We start from the raw sequence: 16,851 nt of genomic DNA on the forward strand, positions 1-16,851 counted from the left end.
ATTACTGTTTATTGCATTTTTCATCAGCTGTGTGATGATGGTGATGATGTTCATCACAGCATTCACCATTATGATGATGGTGATGATGCTCATCACAGCAGCCTTCATGAGCTTCTTCGTGATGATGACCTCCGCAGCCACAGCCATTGTGGTGATGATGGTGGTGGTGACCGCCGCAGCCACAGCCGTGACCTTCTTCATCGCTGTCATGCCCACCACAGCAGCCACCATGCTCGCCGTGAATATGACCGTGAGCAATCTCTTCGAGGGTTGCTTCACGGATTGAGACTACTTCCACAGAGAATAGCAACTCTTGGCCTGCTAACATGTGGTTACCGTCCACCACTACTTCATCGCCATCTACTTCAGTGATAACGACCGGTAATGGACCAATGTCTGTATCTGCAATAAAACGCATACCCACTTCTAATTCATCTACGCCCATAAATACATCTTTTGGCACACGTTGCACCATATTGTCGTTATATTCACCATAGCCTTCTTCAGGTTTTACACGCACTTCAAAAGTCTCACCCACGGCTTTACCTTCTAAAGCATTTTCTAAGCCCACCACAAGGTTATTATGACCGTGTAGATACTCTAACGGTTGTTCAACAGGTGCTTCATCGACTAATACGCCATCTTGAGTACGAACTTGGTAAGCGATGCTTGGCACAAGATTTTTTGCGATTTTCATTTTAAATTCCTTTCTTTAAGTGTAAAAGTTCAAGCATTGTAACGGTTTGTTGGGGATTTGCAAATTTTCCCCAAAAAAAGACCGCTTGTTGCATAATCTACAAGCGGTCCGGTTTTTACAATTTGCTGTTAATCTGTGATATCCGGGGTAACTGCATCTACCACGGTAACAGCAGTACTCACTGCTGCGCCAGCAACTGAGGCTGCTGCACCAACTACCGAGGTAACTAAGCAGCCGCTTAACAAGCAAGTTGAGGTAATAAGAAAAATCAATTTTTGCATATCGAGTTTTAAACAAGAAACCCCATCAGCGATGGGGTTACAATCAAAGTGAGATTATTTTTCTTCTGCAATGAAACGGTAAACCAATGCGCCAATTACCGCACCAACGATTGGTGCAACCCAGAATAACCATAATTGTTCAATAGCCCAGCTACCTTGGAAGAGTGCAACACCAGTAGAGCGTGCAGGGTTTACAGAGGTGTTGGTGACAGGAATACTGATCAAGTGGATTAAGGTTAAAGCCAAACCGATTGCAATTGGGGCAAAACCTGCCGGTGCACGTTTATCTGTTGCGCCCATAATGATGATTAAGAAGAAGGCGGTTAATACGATCTCAATTAATAGCGCAGCAACTAAGCTATAACCGTGTGGAGAGTGCTCTGCATAACCGTTGCTTGCAAAACCAGCAGTTGCATCAAAGCCTGTAGCGCCAGATGCGATAGTATAAAGCACAGCGGCTGCCGCGATTGCACCTAAAACTTGTGATGCAATGTATGGTAGTAAGTCTTTGCTGTTGAAACGACCACCGACTAATAAACCGATAGATACAGCAGGGTTGAAGTGACCACCAGAGATATGACCAACCGCATAAGCCATGGTTAATACGGTTAAACCGAAAGCCAATGAAACGCCAGCGTAGCCGATACCTAAATCAGGGATACCTGCTGCTAATACTGCGCTACCACAACCACCAAATACTAACCAGAATGTACCGAAAAATTCGGCAAAATATTTTTTCATGTTTAAGTTCCTTTTAAGGTAAATGTTCAATACGTTTTTGCGTATCGTCCGAGTGAATTGCCGACTATCGGCATTATTAGCAAAGCAGGCTCCGCCTACTTATCTAATTCTATTATTCAAAAACCACTTTACCAGAGGCTGTGGCGCTGATGAGCTGTTTGCCTGCTTCTAGTGGCAATTTGTTCTCTGTTGCCATTTTGGCGCTACTTAATGCGTACATTCTACTCTCATCATGTGGTGCATAGCCGTTTGGCGTATTTAATTGCACCTCTGTCAGTGTATATTTTTGGGCATTTAACCCTTTTTGAATGATTTCGGCTTTATGTTGAAACTGTTTGATAATTTCTAATGTCATCTCATCCTCTAAAGCCGCAGCTTTTTCTGGTGAAACGCTAAAATCAATAGCAGTGATAGCAATTTCCTCATCTAAATGGTCAAGGATATTGGCTATAGCATCAAAATTCTTACTGATTAAGCGAATTCGCCCTTCTGCCACCCAGCCTATTACCTTGCCTTTTTGATCATAATCCGCGTAGTTTGAAATGCCTTCGGCAATTAGCTCAATATCTGCATTTTGTTTGGCTTGTTCAAGCACTTTGTTTAAGTTCGCTGAGACTGCTTTTTTCAATTCTGGTAGTTTTTTACCGGCTTTACGACTGAATACTTCGGCAGTCATTAAATCTTTCTCAACCGTACGACTCACTTGGGTTGAAAATTGAAAGGTCGCGCCTTTTTCATGAGGGGCAGGCTGTGCATGAGCATGTAGCGCGAATCCGAGAGTCATCATTGCAAGCATCAGAGAATGTGTTAATTTCATGGTTTGTCTCCTTATCAAAATTGCCGAGCTTAGAGTGATTTGATTAAGCTAAGTTCCCTCAGTTACGCTCAAAACAATGGCTTTGCCGAAATTTTCAGCATCTATTTGCCATTTAATATTACAGCCTGCCAAACTCATACCATAAATTCGCTGACTGGCTTTACCTTGTTGATAAGCGGGGCGCGGGTCTTGTTCTAAAACCTCACGGATAAAGTTTAGCGGATTGGAAATTGAAAATTTTGCAAAATTTGAACAATTTTGCACCGCTTGCTGTGCTTCGGGGCTAAATTCTACGCTTAATGTTGCAGGTGGCTTTTGTTGTGCAAAGCCGGAAAGTGCATTTGGCTCATTGTCTGCATAGGCGATATAAGGCTTAATATCTAAAATAGGCGTACCATTGACTAAATCTACGCTACCTAAATGTAACAAAACTTCGCCGTTACTGATTTCAACCTTACGCAGTGCCACTTTTGACAATCCAATCGGGTTAGGACGATGAGTGGCTCGGCTTGCGAAAACGCCGATTCGCTCATTTCCACCTAAGCGAGGAGGACGTACGGTTGCATGCCAGCTACGCTCAGGAATTTGATGAAACTGAAAAATAAGCCAGAGATGGCTAAATTGCTCAATACTACGCACAGCATCTGCTTGATTAAACGGCGGTAGCAAACGCAAAATGCCGTGACCTTCCTGCACTAAATTCGGTTGCCGAGGCACGGCAAATTTTTCATCAAACGGGCTTTCCATCACACCGATTGGCTGGATGGTCAGACTTGTGAATGTACTCGGCATAAAGTGTTAATTTTCTGCTAAAAATCAAAAACAAAGTCGTTATTTTGTAATAATATGCTTCGCTTTGAAAGTAAAAGCGCAGAAATTTGTCGTAAACGGGATAACAATGAATAAAAATTCAACATTTTCAATTTGGTTTAGTACTGCACGCCCAAAAACATTGCCATTAGCATTGGCTTCTATTTTAGTCGGTTCGGCATTGGCATATTGGGCAGGGCATTTTGATTGGCTAACAACCCTGCTTGCCTTACTAACCACGACTTTATTACAAATTCTGTCTAATTTTGCCAATGATTATGGTGATCATATTAAGGGCTCGGATACGGCAGAGCGTATCGGGCCAAAGCGAGCAATTCAGCATGGGGCAATTAATGGTGAGCAGCTTAAAAAATCACTTTATATCGTTGGGGCACTGAGCTTTTTGTCTGGGGTATCGCTTATTGCTTATGCCTATCAATCATTGCAAGATTTAGTCGTTTTCTTGAGTCTCGGCATTATCGCAATTATTGCTGCTATTACTTATACGGTCGGGAAAAAACCCTATGGCTATTTGGGGTTAGGTGATATTTCTGTGCTGATTTTTTTTGGTTTTTTAGCGGTATTAGGCACATTCTATCTGCAAGCTCATAGTGTGCCATTGCTGATTTATTTGCCTGCGTTAGGTTGTGGTTTACTTTCCGTTGCCGTGTTAAATATCAATAATCTGCGGGATATTGAACAAGATCGTAAAGCGGGCAAAACGACCTTGATTGTGCGGATTGGCAGCCAGAATGGTCGTTGTTATCACCTTGTCTTACTGGTATTAGCGGTATTGTCTTATTTCATTTTTGGTTTGTTTGCTTTTCAACATTGGTATAGTTTTGTATTTTTACTTGCTGTGCCATTATTAGCCAAACACGGATATTTTGTGTATCAACATAAAGATCCTAGTGAATTACGGCCTATTTTAGGGCAGATGGCAGGCTTAGCGTTGCTCACAAATGTGTTATTTAGTATGGGGTTGGTCTTTTAACAAGCGGGGGATTTTGCAAAATTTTCTGCAAAATTAACCGCTTACATTTAAATAGGAGAACTCAATGAAAAAAGTTGCACTATCTTTTCTCGCACTCTTACTTTCAGGCTGCGTAAATACGGAATTATCAACAAGCCAAAGTCAGTACAGTGTTGAAAATCAGGCAAGGATTCGTTTGTTTGGACAAAATGGCAGGCCTACAGTTATGGAAGTTAATCTTGCGGGTCAAAAAGAGAAAATCAGCGTGGGTGGTGGAATGGGGCAAGCGCTCTCTTCACTCGTTGGGCTAAAAGGCAATGAAAGTCTTGGTATGCCTGAGACAATATTTAGCAAAAATCCAAGCCAATTCTCGGTTATTGGTTCAACCCCTTTCTTTAAGGAGTTTATTATTCCTGCTAATGCTGAAATTACAGTAAATAACTCAATTTCTACCCCACCACATAAATTTCAAGATGCCGTAGGAAATGTGATCATCAGCTATGCTTATTGTACTGGTAATAAAATAACTTTTACTGCGAAGGCTGGAAAGGATTATGAGGTCGTGCCAAGCCAATCTAGCCAAGAATGTGGTGTAACACTTTACGAATTAAATTAACGAAATGCCCTCAAAGGATAGTTTGAGGGCATTGTTTTAGAATAATTAAGCGAGATCTGCACCGTTTGAAGCGATCACTTTTTTATACCAGAAGAAGGAATCCTTGCGTAGGCGCTGGCGGCTACCGTTACCATCATCATCAATGTCTACATAGATAAAGCCGTAGCGTTTGGACATTTCAGAGGTAGACATACTCACCAGATCAATAGGCCCCCATTCCAAATAGCCCCAAAGTTCCACGCCATCGCTAATTGCTTCTTGCATTTGTTCGATATGCGCGCGTAGATAATCAATGCGATAGCTATCGTGAATTTTGCCATCTTCCACAACATCGTAAGCACCTAAACCGTTTTCAACGATAAATAGTGGTTTTTGATAGCGGTCGTACATTTCATTTAAAGTGAGACGTAAGCCAATCGGATCAATTTGCCAACCCCAATCGGAGGCTTGTAGGTAAGGATTTTTTACGCCCTCAATTAAGTTGCCCCCTACTTTTTCCCCTTGATCTTCGTGTTGGGTAACACAAACGGACATATAGTAACTAAACGAAATAAAATCGACTGGGTATTGTTTTAAAATGGCATCATCGCCCAAGGCTTTTTGAATATGTACATTATTTTCTTGCCAGTGGCGAAGCATATATTTTGGATATTCACCACGTGCATGTACATCTGTATAAAAGAGGTTTTGTTGATTGCCCCATTGAGCTTTGCGCTGGTCGATAGGATCGGCGGTCAAAGCATAGTGTAACATGCGTGCAAGCATACAGCCCATTTTAGCATCGGGAATAATTTCATGTAGCGCTTTGGTTGCAAGGCTGCTGGCAATAAATTGATGGTGCAGGGCTTGATATTTTGCATTTTCACGTTCTGCAGGCGGAATGCGATCTAATATTACTCCCGCACCGGTATATGGGCTGTGCATGGTCACCATATTAATTTCATTGAAGGTGAGCCAGTATTTCACTTTATCTTTATAGCGGTGGAAGACGGTTTCTGCATAGCGCACAAAATGCCCAACAACGGCTCTATCTAAAAAGCCATTATATTTTTGCACCAGACCAAGTGGGATTTCATAGTGACAGAGTGTCACCATTGGCTGAATGCCGTGTTTGAGCAATTCATCAAAAACTTGATCGTAGAAAGCTAATCCTTCCTCGTTTGGTTGTTCATCGTAGCCGTTCGGGAAAATTCGAGCCCAATGTAGTGAAATACGGAACATTTTAAAGCCCATTTCAGCTAAGAGTGCGATATCTTCTTTGTAAGTATGGTAAAAATCGATTCCCTCGCGTTTTGGAAAACGTGCTTGGAATTTGCCTGCAAGAATATCTTCAATGCGTTGTGATGAGACCTCTATAGATGCACTATGTGCCCCTCGTTCCGCTTTAGGGACATAGGCAACCATATCTGCACTGGAAAGCCCTTTACCGCCTAAATCAAAGCCTCCTTCAATTTGGTTAGCAGCAGTTGCGCCGCCCCAGAGAAAATGATTTGGAAATGGTTTTAAACTACTCATGTTTTACTCCTGTTTGTAAAATTTTGTTAAAAATTGACCGCTTGTCTTATGCATCGATCTTATGCTTTATTGGCAACTACCTTCATCAACGGTTCGCCGTGATAGATATGGGGCTCGGTCGTGGTGATGACATCCAGATAATCATCGCTATTGGCGATAATAATAGGGGTCATGAGTGAATAACCTGCTTGGCTGATTTTCTCAATATCAAAACGGCTAAGTAGTTGTCCTGTGCTAATTCGTTCGCCTTCTTTGACAAATACCTCAAAATGTTCTCCGTTTAGTTGGACAGTATCAATACCAACATGAATTAAGATTTCTAGCCCGTCGTCAGAGATTAAGTTAATCGCATGTTTGGTTGCAAAAATAGAACTGATTGTGCCGTTTATCGGGGCATGTAATTCTCCTTTTTCTGGCAAAATGGCTATACCTTTGCCCAGCGCCTCGGACGCAAATAGCGGGTCTGCAATGGTGCTGAGTTTATGCACTTCACCTGCAAGCGGGCTAATTAAGCTATATTTTTGCAAAGGAATGGTGGAAACAGGAGAAGTCGTGCTGGTTTTGTCCGCTTTCATTGTGTTGGCATTTTTGTTGGGTAGCATGGTATCGCTATATCCGAAGAGATAGGTGAGTACTCCTGCTGCGATAAATGCCGTTAGCATACCTAAGGTGTAAGTAATGATATTGCTACCTTCACCAATAATCACAGGGTAAAGCAGTAAACCTGAGAAACCAAAGGCAAACATTTTAGTTCCTCCCCAACCAATCAGCGCTCCACCAATAGCTCCACCAATCACGCCACAGATAAATGGTTTTTTAAAGCGTAGGGTTATACCGTAGATCAGCGGTTCGGTGATTCCGAGTACCCCACTAAAGGTGGTGGAACCGGCCAGTGATTTAATTTGTGGATCACGGCTTTTTAAAAATACAGCGAATGTTGCCCCTGCTTGACCAAGCACAGCCGCTGCGGTTAATGGACCGATTAAATCAAAGCCAACTACCGCCATGTTGTTGATCATTATTGGCACAATGCTCCAGTGAATTCCGAAGATCACTAATACTTGCCAAATAGCACCAACTACAATCCCAGTTGCAATAGGGCTTGCGTCATACAACCAAGCTAGTACGGTTGCAATGCCACTACCGATACCACTGCCTATCGGGCCGATCACTGCAAAAGTAAAAGGCACTATTACCAAGAGTGTGCAAGCCGGAGCGAAGAAATTTCGGACAGACTCATGCCAAATGCTTTCAAAGAAACGTTGTATGTAGGCTTGTACAGACACAGCGATTAAAATTGGAATAACGCTATAGGCGTAGTTCATCATTGCTAATTCGAAGCCCAGAAAATGTAGCCCTTCACCTTTCGCCGTGATTTCTACGATATTTGGATAAAGTAATGCACCAGCAACGGCTACCGCAATATAAGGGCTGGCTTTTACTTTATTTGCACAGGTAATCGCAAGTAAGATTGGCAAGAAATAGAAGGTGGAACTGGCTGCCGCATCAAGTACTGCGTAAGTGCCATCGCTTGTTTCGAGTAAGCCTGTAACCTGCAAAATTGCAATCAGACCTTTTAAGATACCAGCCCCTGCCATCACGCCAATTAGAGGAGTGAAAGAACCTGAGAGGAAATCAATCGCACGGTTAATTAAGCTTGGTTTTGGCAAGTCGGTTTCACCTCCTGCTTCAATCTGGGCAATTTGCATAATTTGTGCATAGACTTTTGGGACATTATTGCCGATGACAATCTGAAATTGTCCTCCACTTTCTACTACACTAATCACCCCTGCGGTTTGATTAAGTGCATCTTTATTTGCTTTGGCTTTATCTTTTAGCACAAAGCGTAGTCGAGTGGCACAGTGTACCAGTGAATGAATATTTTGTTCGCCGCCGACTAATTTGACAATCTCTGCGGCGAGTTTGCTGAAGTCTTTTGCCATAAAGAGCTCCTCTGCTTGAAAAGCAAAAAAGCCTAAATTCCGCTCGCAGTTTGACTGTGGAGTGGAATTTAGGCTTGCCGAATAAACGTAACACCCTAAATGTGTTTATGGAATTCAAGGTATAAAAAAAGCCTGAATGGTTTGAATATGTAATCTTATCCAAACCATTCAAGCCTTGCCCTTAAGGTTACAACCTTGACAGAAGGGAATTTAGGTGATTTTGATGTTTAATGCAACGTATAATGTTTTAAATTGTGATCTGCTTCACATTTTGCAGAAAAATAGCAAAAATTTACCGCTTGTCTCCGATGACACGCTGAATATGGATAATTAAATAGAGTTGTTCGTCATGATTAAGGGCTTTATTAAATTGATTTTGTAGGTAGCGAGCAATTTTTTCAACACAGCGAAAAGCCTCTGGGTAAGCAATTTGTGTTTGAGTATAGAGAAAATCATCATGGCTACTGTAAATGGTTTGGGGCTGGAACAGGCGAAAAGCAAAGTGCTGCAAATGCGTAATAAAACGGGTGTAGTCGTAGCTTTCTTCGTTAAGCTGTTGATGAAAATGGTGGCTCACAATGTTGAGAATATCTTTAATAATTTGTGTGGTACGGTAGGTTTCTTGCATATCAGCATCGGTTCTGGCATTAAAAATATGCAGGGCAATAAATGCGGCTTCATCTTCGTCCATTTGGATATCAAATTGCTGTTGGATCTGTGCTACCGCATCTAATCCTATCTGGTATTCAGTACGATATAGGCGACGAATTTCATAACTGAGCCCTTTGCCAAAGTTTTGCCCCTTCTGTGCTCGTTGTACCGCATGGAAGAGGTGATCGGTAAGACTGACATATATCATCTGGCTGAGTTGTGTGCCAAGGCGCTGGTTGGCTTGATTGACGATTTGATTGGTGAGACGAAAATAGTCGCTAGGGATTTCTTCAAGAATTTCAAGTAGCCGAATGGAGAATGGATTTTTAGTAATAGCGAAAGTCTTCTCAACCAGCTGTTCATCAGCATAATCGCCAACTTTCTTACCAAAAGCAATGCCTTTGCCTAGGACTACTAACTCTGTGCCGAGTAAATCCGAGTAAATCGATGGTTTGCAATGCATTATTATTGAAAATTTTAGTGATTTTTAGCATAGCGTTTTCTCCCTTGCAACACCTCTTGAAGTTTACGCCAGAAAATTGCGATTGTAAAAGCAAAACCCTGAGGGGAAATCTCAGGGTTTTGCTTTGGGTTATTGTTAATGCTATTTAATTAAAATCCAGCTTGTTTTTCTAGCTGTTCAACTAAGGCTGGTTCTAGATCGAGCGCATTTGCCAAATCGTTTAAGAAAACGATCTCTTGACGAGAAAGTTCTTGGCAAACTAAGCGCGCAGCAAGATAAGCTTGAGCTGCTAGTGCTGGGTTATTGCCAACATTTTGGGCAATTTCTTGTACGCTTGCAGGCTGAGAAACTAATTCAGCTAAGGCGGGGTTATCTGCGGCTTCTTTTTCTAAGATTGCTTGTTCGCTGTCGTCTAATTCACCGTCTGCATAGGCGGCTGCAATCATCGCTTGTAAAATTACAGCATTCCCGATGTCGGTGGTTTCTGCTGCAAAAGATTGTGCAACATCCTGTGATGGAGCAACAGATTGTGCTTTCTGATAATCTTGGTAAGCTTTGTATGCCATGCTACCTAATGCTGCTAATGAACCTAGCTTGGTGAGGTTCGCACCGCCATTTCTTCCCAACACCATTGATAAAATACCAACTAACGCTGTACCACCGCCTAATTTCGTAATGGCATCGGTATTGCCAGTTTTAGCTTGCCCTACTGTACCTAATACCGCATTTAAGATACCGCCTAAATCAGATTTACCTTGGTTTGCGCTACTGCCCACCGAGCCTAAAACTGAATTAAGGATATTGCCTAAATCGCTTTTTCCTTGTTGGTTTGAGCCGTTAGTTGCAGCACCTAACACGCCTTTTAAAATGTCGTTGAAATTCATAGTAATTTCCTTATTGTGAAAAATGACAGGATTTGAGACCATAATCTGCCAAAAAAATTCCGATTTTCTGCTAAGATAGCCGAAAATTTTTAGGTTATTTTTCTATGGCATTAATTGAATATCATCCGCCACAAGATCCGTGGCTAGACGTAGTGTATCAAGATAATCACATTCTCGTCATTAATAAACCAAGTGGTTTGCTGTCTGTTCCTGGCAATCGCCCAGAATATTTTGATAGTGCGATGACACGTGTGCAGCAAAAATATGGTTTTACCGAGCCGGCTCACCGCCTAGATATGGCAACCAGTGGCATTTTATTATTTGCGTTGAGTAAGGTGGCAGAGAAAGAATTAAAACGCCAATTTCGGGAACGTGAGCCGAAAAAGCACTATATCGCAATAGTTTGGGGTAAATTGGGTGAGAAAATTGGTGATTGTGGTGTAATGGATTTCCCGCTTATTTGCGATTGGGAAAACCGCCCACGGCAAAAAATTTGCTATGAAAGAGGCAAAAAAGCCCAGACACACTATGAAGTATTAGCCCACTATCCGAATAATACGACACGGGTAAAATTAACCCCCATTACTGGACGTTCACACCAGTTACGAGTACATTGTTTGGCGTTGGGGCATCCTATTCTAGGCGATAAGTTTTATGCAAATCCACTGGCAAAAAGCCTAGCCCCTCGGTTGTATTTGCATGCAGAAAGTTTGACGATTACGCACCCGATTACGCATGAGGCGATAACATTTAGCGCTCAGCCCACATTTTAACAGCTACGGCTAATTAACTAAATGAACAGCAGGTTCTAACAAGCGGTTGTTTTTCTTCAACATTTTACAAAAGAGTCACTATGAATCTTCAATGGCATCGTTATCCACAAAATACCAAAAATTTATTTAAGCTTGCTTTGCCGATCTTTATTTCGCAACTTGCTTCCTCGGGCATGGGATTTGCAGATATTGTGATGGCAGGTATGATTAGCGATAATGATGTCTCTGCTATTGCAGTGAGTAACTCAATTTATTTCCCGCTTTTGCTGTTTGTAATTGGCGTGTTAAATGCCATTACACCAACGGTTTCTTATTTGAATGGTTCAAATCAGCGTCATCTAATTTCCCACCAAGTTAAGCAAGGTTCTTGGATCGCATTGCTATTTAGTCTGCCGTTATTTACCGTTTATCTTGGCAGTGATTGGATTTTACAAAGTATGGATACGCCAGCGGCTTTTGCGCATAAAGCGGCGGATTATATGGCGATGTTATGTATCGGGCTTTTGCCTGCATTAATGGCAGTGAATTTGCGTTGTTTTAATGATGGACTGTCTAATCCACGTCCTGCTATGTTGATCACCTTCTTTGGGCTTTTGCTCAATATTCCGCTGAACTATATTTTTATGTTTGGTAAATTTGGTTTGCCAGCAATGGGGGCTGTGGGGTGTGGGCTTGCCACTTCAATTGTAAACTGGGTAATGTTTTTACTGATTTTGCACTATTGCTATCGTAGCTCGTCACAAAAGGATATTGGTTTATTTAATCGTTTTTGGGAAAAACCAAATCGGGTTACGCAAGTAAAATTATTAAAACTCGGTTTACCAATTGGTTTTGCTCTATTTACTGAGGTGATGCTTTTTGCTACCTCATCATTAATTTTATCGCCATTGGGCGCGCAAGTGGTAGCAAGCCATCAAGTGGCATTACAAACCAGTTCGTTATTTTTTATGATCCCTCTCTCAGTTAGCATGGCGACTACCATCATGGTAGGGCAGACATTGGGAGCAAAGGATGTACAAGGAGCAAAATACTTGACGTTCCATGCTATCTTTACCTGCATCTTAATTGCTTTTGCCATGGCAGTTGTGATTTTAAGTTTAAAAGATTGGATTCCGCATATTTTCACGAGCGATCCTACTTCAATTACGATAGCCTCCAGTTTATTGATTTTTTCTGCAATCTATCAAATTCCTGACTCGGTGCAATCGGTTTGTAACGGTATTTTACGTGGTTATAAATATACTCGACCAATTTTAGGTGTTACGCTCATTTGCTATTGGTTGATTGGTATGCCGCTTGGAATTGTCTTGGCAAGAACGGATTGGTTAGTAATGCCAATGGCTGCCAGTGGTTTCTGGTTGGTATTCTGCATTTGTTTAAGCATTGCTGCGATGTTCTTTTTTTACTATATGCGGAAAATCCAATGCTTGAGTGATGAGGATCTACTTGCCAGATTAGAACGGATAAAATAATCAATAAGCCTTTCTCCATACAGAGAAAGGCTTATTTTTACTGCTCTTGCCACATCATAAAGCCAACACGATAGCGAGAATGAATACGACGTTTTAGTCGGTAAATATGCCGTAAGCGACGTAAAGTATTATTGTTTCTCAATCGCTTGGCTTTTTGTTTCTGTTTGCGTTTCTTCAACATGATGTTCCCCTTCAAGAAGTACTGGAATGTTTGTTGTGGTAGTTTGTTCGTTATGCGTTTGTTCTGCCGATAATCTGGCATTTAACTCTTGCTCAATCCGTTGATGGTTGATAATGCTGTTGTAATAGCGCCGAATGTTTTCTACATATTGTAATGCCTCAAAACCGCGGGCATAGCCATATTTTAGCTTGCTATAGTAACGTTTTTCTGCCAATAGCGGTAAATTCTTTTTCACATCTAGCCATTCATCAGGATCGCCGCCGAGCTGTTTGGTTAGCCGGCGTAAATCAAGTAAATGCCCGTTGCCCATATTGTATGCGGCTAAACCAAACCAAATACGATCTTCTGATTTAATTGTTTGTGGCAGTTGGTTCATCAGTAAATGTAAATATTCTGAACCGCCACGGATACTTTGCTCAGCATCTGTGCGGTTGCTTACATGCATACGATCAGCCGTATCTTTGGTCAGCATCATCATGCCACGTACCCCTGTAGGAGAGGTTGCATTCGGATCCCAGTGAGATTCTTGATAAGCAATTGCGGCTAACATTTGCCATTCTAGGTCACCTTTATATTTTTCAAACAGTGATTGATATTTGGGCAGGATTTTCTCAATTGCTCTTAAATAGCTTTGTGAATCAACATAGTCAAAGCGTGAAAGATGGCTAAAATACTTCTCTTCAATACGAGAGATTAAGCCACTTTCATTTGCTTGATTCATAAATTCTAAGACGGTAGCTTGTAATTCGCTGTAAACACTGTTCTGTAAATACCATACTACGGGTTTTTCATCAGTCAGATCAAAGCCAATGGCAATATTCGGTTTAATATGCTGTGCCGCAGATACATCCACTGATACGGCAACAGTATAAGGGATAGTGCCATCGGCAACTTGGAAGAGTAACTCTTCTTGGGTAAATTGATCACTTATGCGCCATTTTAGATTAGGCTGGCGCTCTGCTAGTGATTGCAAAATTGGTAATACGCTAGAGCCGGCAGGAATAACGAGTTCTTCTTTTAAATCATCTAGGCTATATGGGCGTTGTGTCCCCTTTTTATAGACAACTTGCCATGAGGTAGAATAATAACCAGCACCAATTTGGTAGTGAGTTGCAAGCTCTGTTTGAAAAGGTAAGCCTGCGGCAGCGATATCAATTTGGTTGCTATCAAGTGCATGAAACAGTTGCGCACTATTTTCAAATGGCTTAATTTCTAACTGTACACCAATAAAATCAGCGAATGCTTTTGCTAGTTCATATTCAATGCCAGATGTGCCTTCTGCGGCAACAAAATAGGAAATAGGGTGGTTGATCATGCCTAACTGAACCACTTGGCGTTGTTGGATTTGACGATAGCGGTTTTCTTCGGCTTGCATGGTTCGTTGCCAAGGAAAAACCATATCCCAAGCCCAAAGTAATAATGCAAGCCCCGCAGCTAGGCGAATTGCTAATCCTTTCAAACTATTTTCTCATTAAAAAATAAAGCCGAAGTTTAGCAAACTTCGGCTGGGTTACAAAAGTAACAAGCGGTGATTTTTTGCACTTTTTCTGCAAAAGATGCCCGCTTGCAAAGATTATTCAGGCAAGAACCCACCACTTTGGTGTGCCCAGAGTTTGGCATACACACCGCCGAGTGCGAGTAGTTCATCGTGTGAGCCTTGTTCTACGATTTCGCCTTTATCGAGTACGATTAAGCGATCCATTGCCATAATGGTCGATAAGCGGTGGGCGATTGCCACAACGGTTTTGCCTTCCATTAACTCGGTTAGGTTTTCTTGAATTGCCACTTCCACTTCGGAATCCAACGCACTGGTTGCTTCATCGAGTAAGAGAATTGGAGCATCTTTGAGCATCACACGGGCAATCGCAATACGTTGGCGTTGTCCGCCAGAGAGTTTCACACCTCGTTCACCAACGTGAGCATCAAAGCCTGTTCTGCCTTTGGCATCTTGCAGATTTGGGATAAACTCTGCAGCTGCCGCACGCTCAACAGCCTTAAGCATTTCTTCTTCGGTGGCGTTAGGTCTGCCGTACATTAAGTTTTCACGCACAGAGCGGTGTAGTAATGAAGTATCTTGGGTTACTAAACCGATTTGTGAGCGTAGGCTTTCTTGGGTAATATCTGCCACGTCTTGTCCGTCAATCGAGATTTGCCCATTTTGCACATCGTAGAAACGCAAAAGTAGATTAGTGAGTGTCGATTTACCTGCCCCACTGCGACCCACTAGACCCACTTTTTCGCCAGCTTTAATGGTTAAGTTGAAATCTTTAAGTAACGGTTTTTTCGGATCATAAGCAAAATTGACGTGCTCAAATTTAATTTCACCTTTTTCTACGGATAACGGTGTTGCATCCGCTTTATCTACCACCGTATGTGGTTTGGATAAGGTGATCATGCCATCTTGTACTGTCCCTAGATTTTCAAATAAACGTGCAAATTCCCACATAATCCATTGTGATAAGCCTTTGATACGCAGTGCGAGTGCGGTGGAGGTTGCAATTGCTCCTGCGGTAACAATGCTTGCTCCCCACAGCCATAGCCCAATAGCCGCAGTGCTCACAATCAAGAAAATGCTATTGAAGTAGGTGAGTGTTTCGATAGTGGTGACTAAACGCATCTGTTTATGTACTGTAACCATAAACTCTTCCATTGATTCTTTGGCATAGCGAGATTCTCGGTTGCCGTGTGAAAATAATTTCACAGTAGCAATGTTAGAATAGGCATCAGTGATGCGCCCTGTCATCAGGCTTCTTGCATCAGATTGTTCCTGTGCGGCAGTCGCGAGTTTAGGTACATAAATACGGATAACAGTTGCAAGTACGACAATCCAAATAATAAAGGGTAAGAATAGCCAGCTATCTAGCTGAATTAGGATAACACTTGTGGTGGTAAGATAAACAACCGTGTACACCAACATATCGGCACAGGTCATAATGACATCACGCACAGCGAGAGCAGTTTGCATCACTTTAGCGGACACTCGCCCAGCAAATTCATCTTGATAGAATCCCATACTTTGTCCAAGCATTAGGCGGTGGAAGTTCCAGCGCAACCGCATGGGAAATACACCTTGTAATGTTTGGAAACGGAATGAACTGCCTAGAAAAACAAATACTACGCTAAGCAGTGCGACAATGCCCATCCAGATAATTGACCAGCCTTTTGTATCCCAGAGTTCAGTAGGGGAGTATTTATTTACCCAATCGACGAGTTCTCCCATATATTGGAAGAGTACACCCTCAATAATGCCAATTAAGGCAACGAGAACAACAACCAATGCAAGATATAAACGCATACCTTTGGTTGCTTCCCAAATAAAGGGGACTACGCCCGATTTTGGCGTACTTGGCATTTCATCGGGATAGGGATCGATACGGCTTTCGAACCACGAAAACAGTTTATTTAGGATATTCATAAGTTGCTTTCCAATAAAACAAATAAATAAAACCAATAAGCTATCTATTGGTTTGAGGGGACTCCCCGCTTTTATAAAGCGGGGCTAAAAATTATGGATTTAACAATTTCTCATCTAACGCTAAATCTTCATTGTGGTTAATGCCGATTGGTTGTTTTAGCACGTTACGGGCAATTTCATGGGCATCGGCTAACGAATGCTCTTTATAGGAACCGCATTGGTATTCATTGAGTTCTGGAATATGTGCTTCATCCGGCACTTTATTTAGTGCATCTTCCATCGATTTTTTCCACGCATCAGCCACTCGTTCTGCTGATGGTGAGCCGATTAACGACATATAGAACCCAGTACGGCACCCCATTGGCGAAATATCGATAATTTCTACATCGTCTGCATTTAAATGATCACGCATAAAACCAGCAAATAAATGTTCCATGGTGTGAATGCCACGAGGAGAAAGAATTTCCACATTTGGACGAACAAAACGAAGATCGTAAACCGTAATAATATCGCCTTTTGGCGTGGTCATCGTTTTAGCAACACGCACAGCTGGGGCATGCATTTTAGTATGATCAACTTTAAAACTATCTAATAAAGGCATTTTTTAACTCCAAAAATA

Annotated in this window: 16 protein-coding genes; 4 read left to right on the forward strand and 12 right to left on the reverse strand. The window is 41.9% G+C overall.

Features of this window, described 5'->3' with window-relative positions:
• Position 1: 1 nt before the first annotated feature.
• The 5 genes from slyD to tsaA form a co-directional block, all read right to left on the reverse strand.
• On the reverse strand, positions 2-697 hold the full coding sequence (slyD, locus tag F542_RS01745; protein WP_015433308.1) for a peptidylprolyl isomerase: 696 nt from the start codon (positions 695-697) through the stop codon (positions 2-4).
• 128 nt (positions 698-825) lie between these two features.
• Complete coding sequence (locus F542_RS11040; protein WP_015433307.1) at positions 826-978, reverse strand: hypothetical protein; 153 nt, start codon at positions 976-978, stop codon at positions 826-828.
• Positions 979-1,032: 54 nt separating this feature from the next.
• Positions 1,033-1,719, reverse strand: a complete 687-nt coding sequence (gene aqpZ, locus F542_RS01750; protein WP_015433306.1) for an aquaporin Z — start codon at positions 1,717-1,719, stop codon at positions 1,033-1,035.
• Positions 1,720-1,831: 112 nt separating this feature from the next.
• Positions 1,832-2,536 (reverse strand): SIMPL domain-containing protein, encoded by a 705-nt coding sequence (locus F542_RS01755; protein ID WP_025266758.1) that lies wholly within the window; start codon positions 2,534-2,536, stop codon positions 1,832-1,834.
• Positions 2,537-2,584: 48 nt separating this feature from the next.
• Positions 2,585-3,328 (reverse strand): tRNA (N6-threonylcarbamoyladenosine(37)-N6)-methyltransferase TrmO, encoded by a 744-nt coding sequence (tsaA, locus tag F542_RS01760; protein WP_025266759.1) that lies wholly within the window; start codon positions 3,326-3,328, stop codon positions 2,585-2,587.
• A 106-nt stretch (positions 3,329-3,434) separates the two neighbouring features.
• On the opposite strand from tsaA, the gene F542_RS01765 reads away from it, so the two are divergent.
• Positions 3,435-4,340, forward strand: a complete 906-nt coding sequence (locus tag F542_RS01765; RefSeq protein ID WP_025266760.1) for a 1,4-dihydroxy-2-naphthoate polyprenyltransferase — start codon at positions 3,435-3,437, stop codon at positions 4,338-4,340.
• Between the two features lie 64 nt (positions 4,341-4,404).
• Positions 4,405-4,935 carry a hypothetical protein gene (locus F542_RS01770; protein WP_015433302.1) on the forward strand — a complete coding sequence of 177 codons (531 nt, stop codon included), beginning with the start codon at positions 4,405-4,407 and terminating at the stop codon, positions 4,933-4,935.
• Positions 4,936-4,980: 45 nt separating this feature from the next.
• Here F542_RS01770 and F542_RS01775 read toward each other — a convergent pair whose 3' ends face one another.
• The 4 genes from F542_RS01775 to F542_RS01790 form a co-directional block, all read right to left on the reverse strand.
• Complete coding sequence (locus tag F542_RS01775) at positions 4,981-6,450, reverse strand: glycoside hydrolase family 1 protein (RefSeq protein WP_015433301.1); 1,470 nt, start codon at positions 6,448-6,450, stop codon at positions 4,981-4,983.
• 59 nt (positions 6,451-6,509) lie between these two features.
• Positions 6,510-8,393 carry a beta-glucoside-specific PTS transporter subunit IIABC gene (locus tag F542_RS01780; protein WP_015433300.1) on the reverse strand — a complete coding sequence of 628 codons (1,884 nt, stop codon included), beginning with the start codon at positions 8,391-8,393 and terminating at the stop codon, positions 6,510-6,512.
• A gap of 292 nt (positions 8,394-8,685) precedes the next feature.
• Positions 8,686-9,507, reverse strand: a complete 822-nt coding sequence (locus tag F542_RS01785; RefSeq protein WP_235118807.1) for a PRD domain-containing protein — start codon at positions 9,505-9,507, stop codon at positions 8,686-8,688.
• Between the two features lie 149 nt (positions 9,508-9,656).
• Positions 9,657-10,391 (reverse strand): tellurite resistance TerB family protein, encoded by a 735-nt coding sequence (locus F542_RS01790; protein WP_015433297.1) that lies wholly within the window; start codon positions 10,389-10,391, stop codon positions 9,657-9,659.
• A 104-nt stretch (positions 10,392-10,495) separates the two neighbouring features.
• Between F542_RS01790 and rluA the strand changes: the two genes are divergently transcribed.
• Positions 10,496-11,164 (forward strand): bifunctional tRNA pseudouridine(32) synthase/23S rRNA pseudouridine(746) synthase RluA, encoded by a 669-nt coding sequence (gene rluA, locus F542_RS01795; RefSeq protein ID WP_015433296.1) that lies wholly within the window; start codon positions 10,496-10,498, stop codon positions 11,162-11,164.
• An 80-nt stretch (positions 11,165-11,244) separates the two neighbouring features.
• Positions 11,245-12,636, forward strand: coding sequence for an MATE family efflux transporter (locus tag F542_RS01800; RefSeq protein WP_015433295.1), 1,392 nt, complete (start codon positions 11,245-11,247; stop codon positions 12,634-12,636).
• A gap of 128 nt (positions 12,637-12,764) precedes the next feature.
• Here the strand turns inward: F542_RS01800 and mltF are convergent, their stop codons facing one another.
• The 3 genes from mltF to luxS form a co-directional block, all read right to left on the reverse strand.
• The gene (mltF, locus tag F542_RS01805) at positions 12,765-14,276 is read right to left on the reverse strand and encodes a membrane-bound lytic murein transglycosylase MltF (RefSeq protein ID WP_015433294.1); all 1,512 of its coding nucleotides are present in this window, start codon (positions 14,274-14,276) and stop codon (positions 12,765-12,767) included.
• Between the two features lie 114 nt (positions 14,277-14,390).
• On the reverse strand, positions 14,391-16,226 hold the full coding sequence (locus F542_RS01810; RefSeq protein WP_025266761.1) for an ABC transporter ATP-binding protein: 1,836 nt from the start codon (positions 16,224-16,226) through the stop codon (positions 14,391-14,393).
• A 97-nt stretch (positions 16,227-16,323) separates the two neighbouring features.
• The gene (luxS, locus tag F542_RS01815; protein WP_015433291.1) at positions 16,324-16,833 is read right to left on the reverse strand and encodes an S-ribosylhomocysteine lyase; all 510 of its coding nucleotides are present in this window, start codon (positions 16,831-16,833) and stop codon (positions 16,324-16,326) included.
• Between the last annotated feature and the right edge of the window lie 18 nt (positions 16,834-16,851).

It is taken from the genome of Bibersteinia trehalosi USDA-ARS-USMARC-188 (assembly GCF_000521725.1).
GTDB classification, from domain to species: Bacteria; Pseudomonadota; Gammaproteobacteria; order Enterobacterales; family Pasteurellaceae; genus Bibersteinia; species Bibersteinia trehalosi.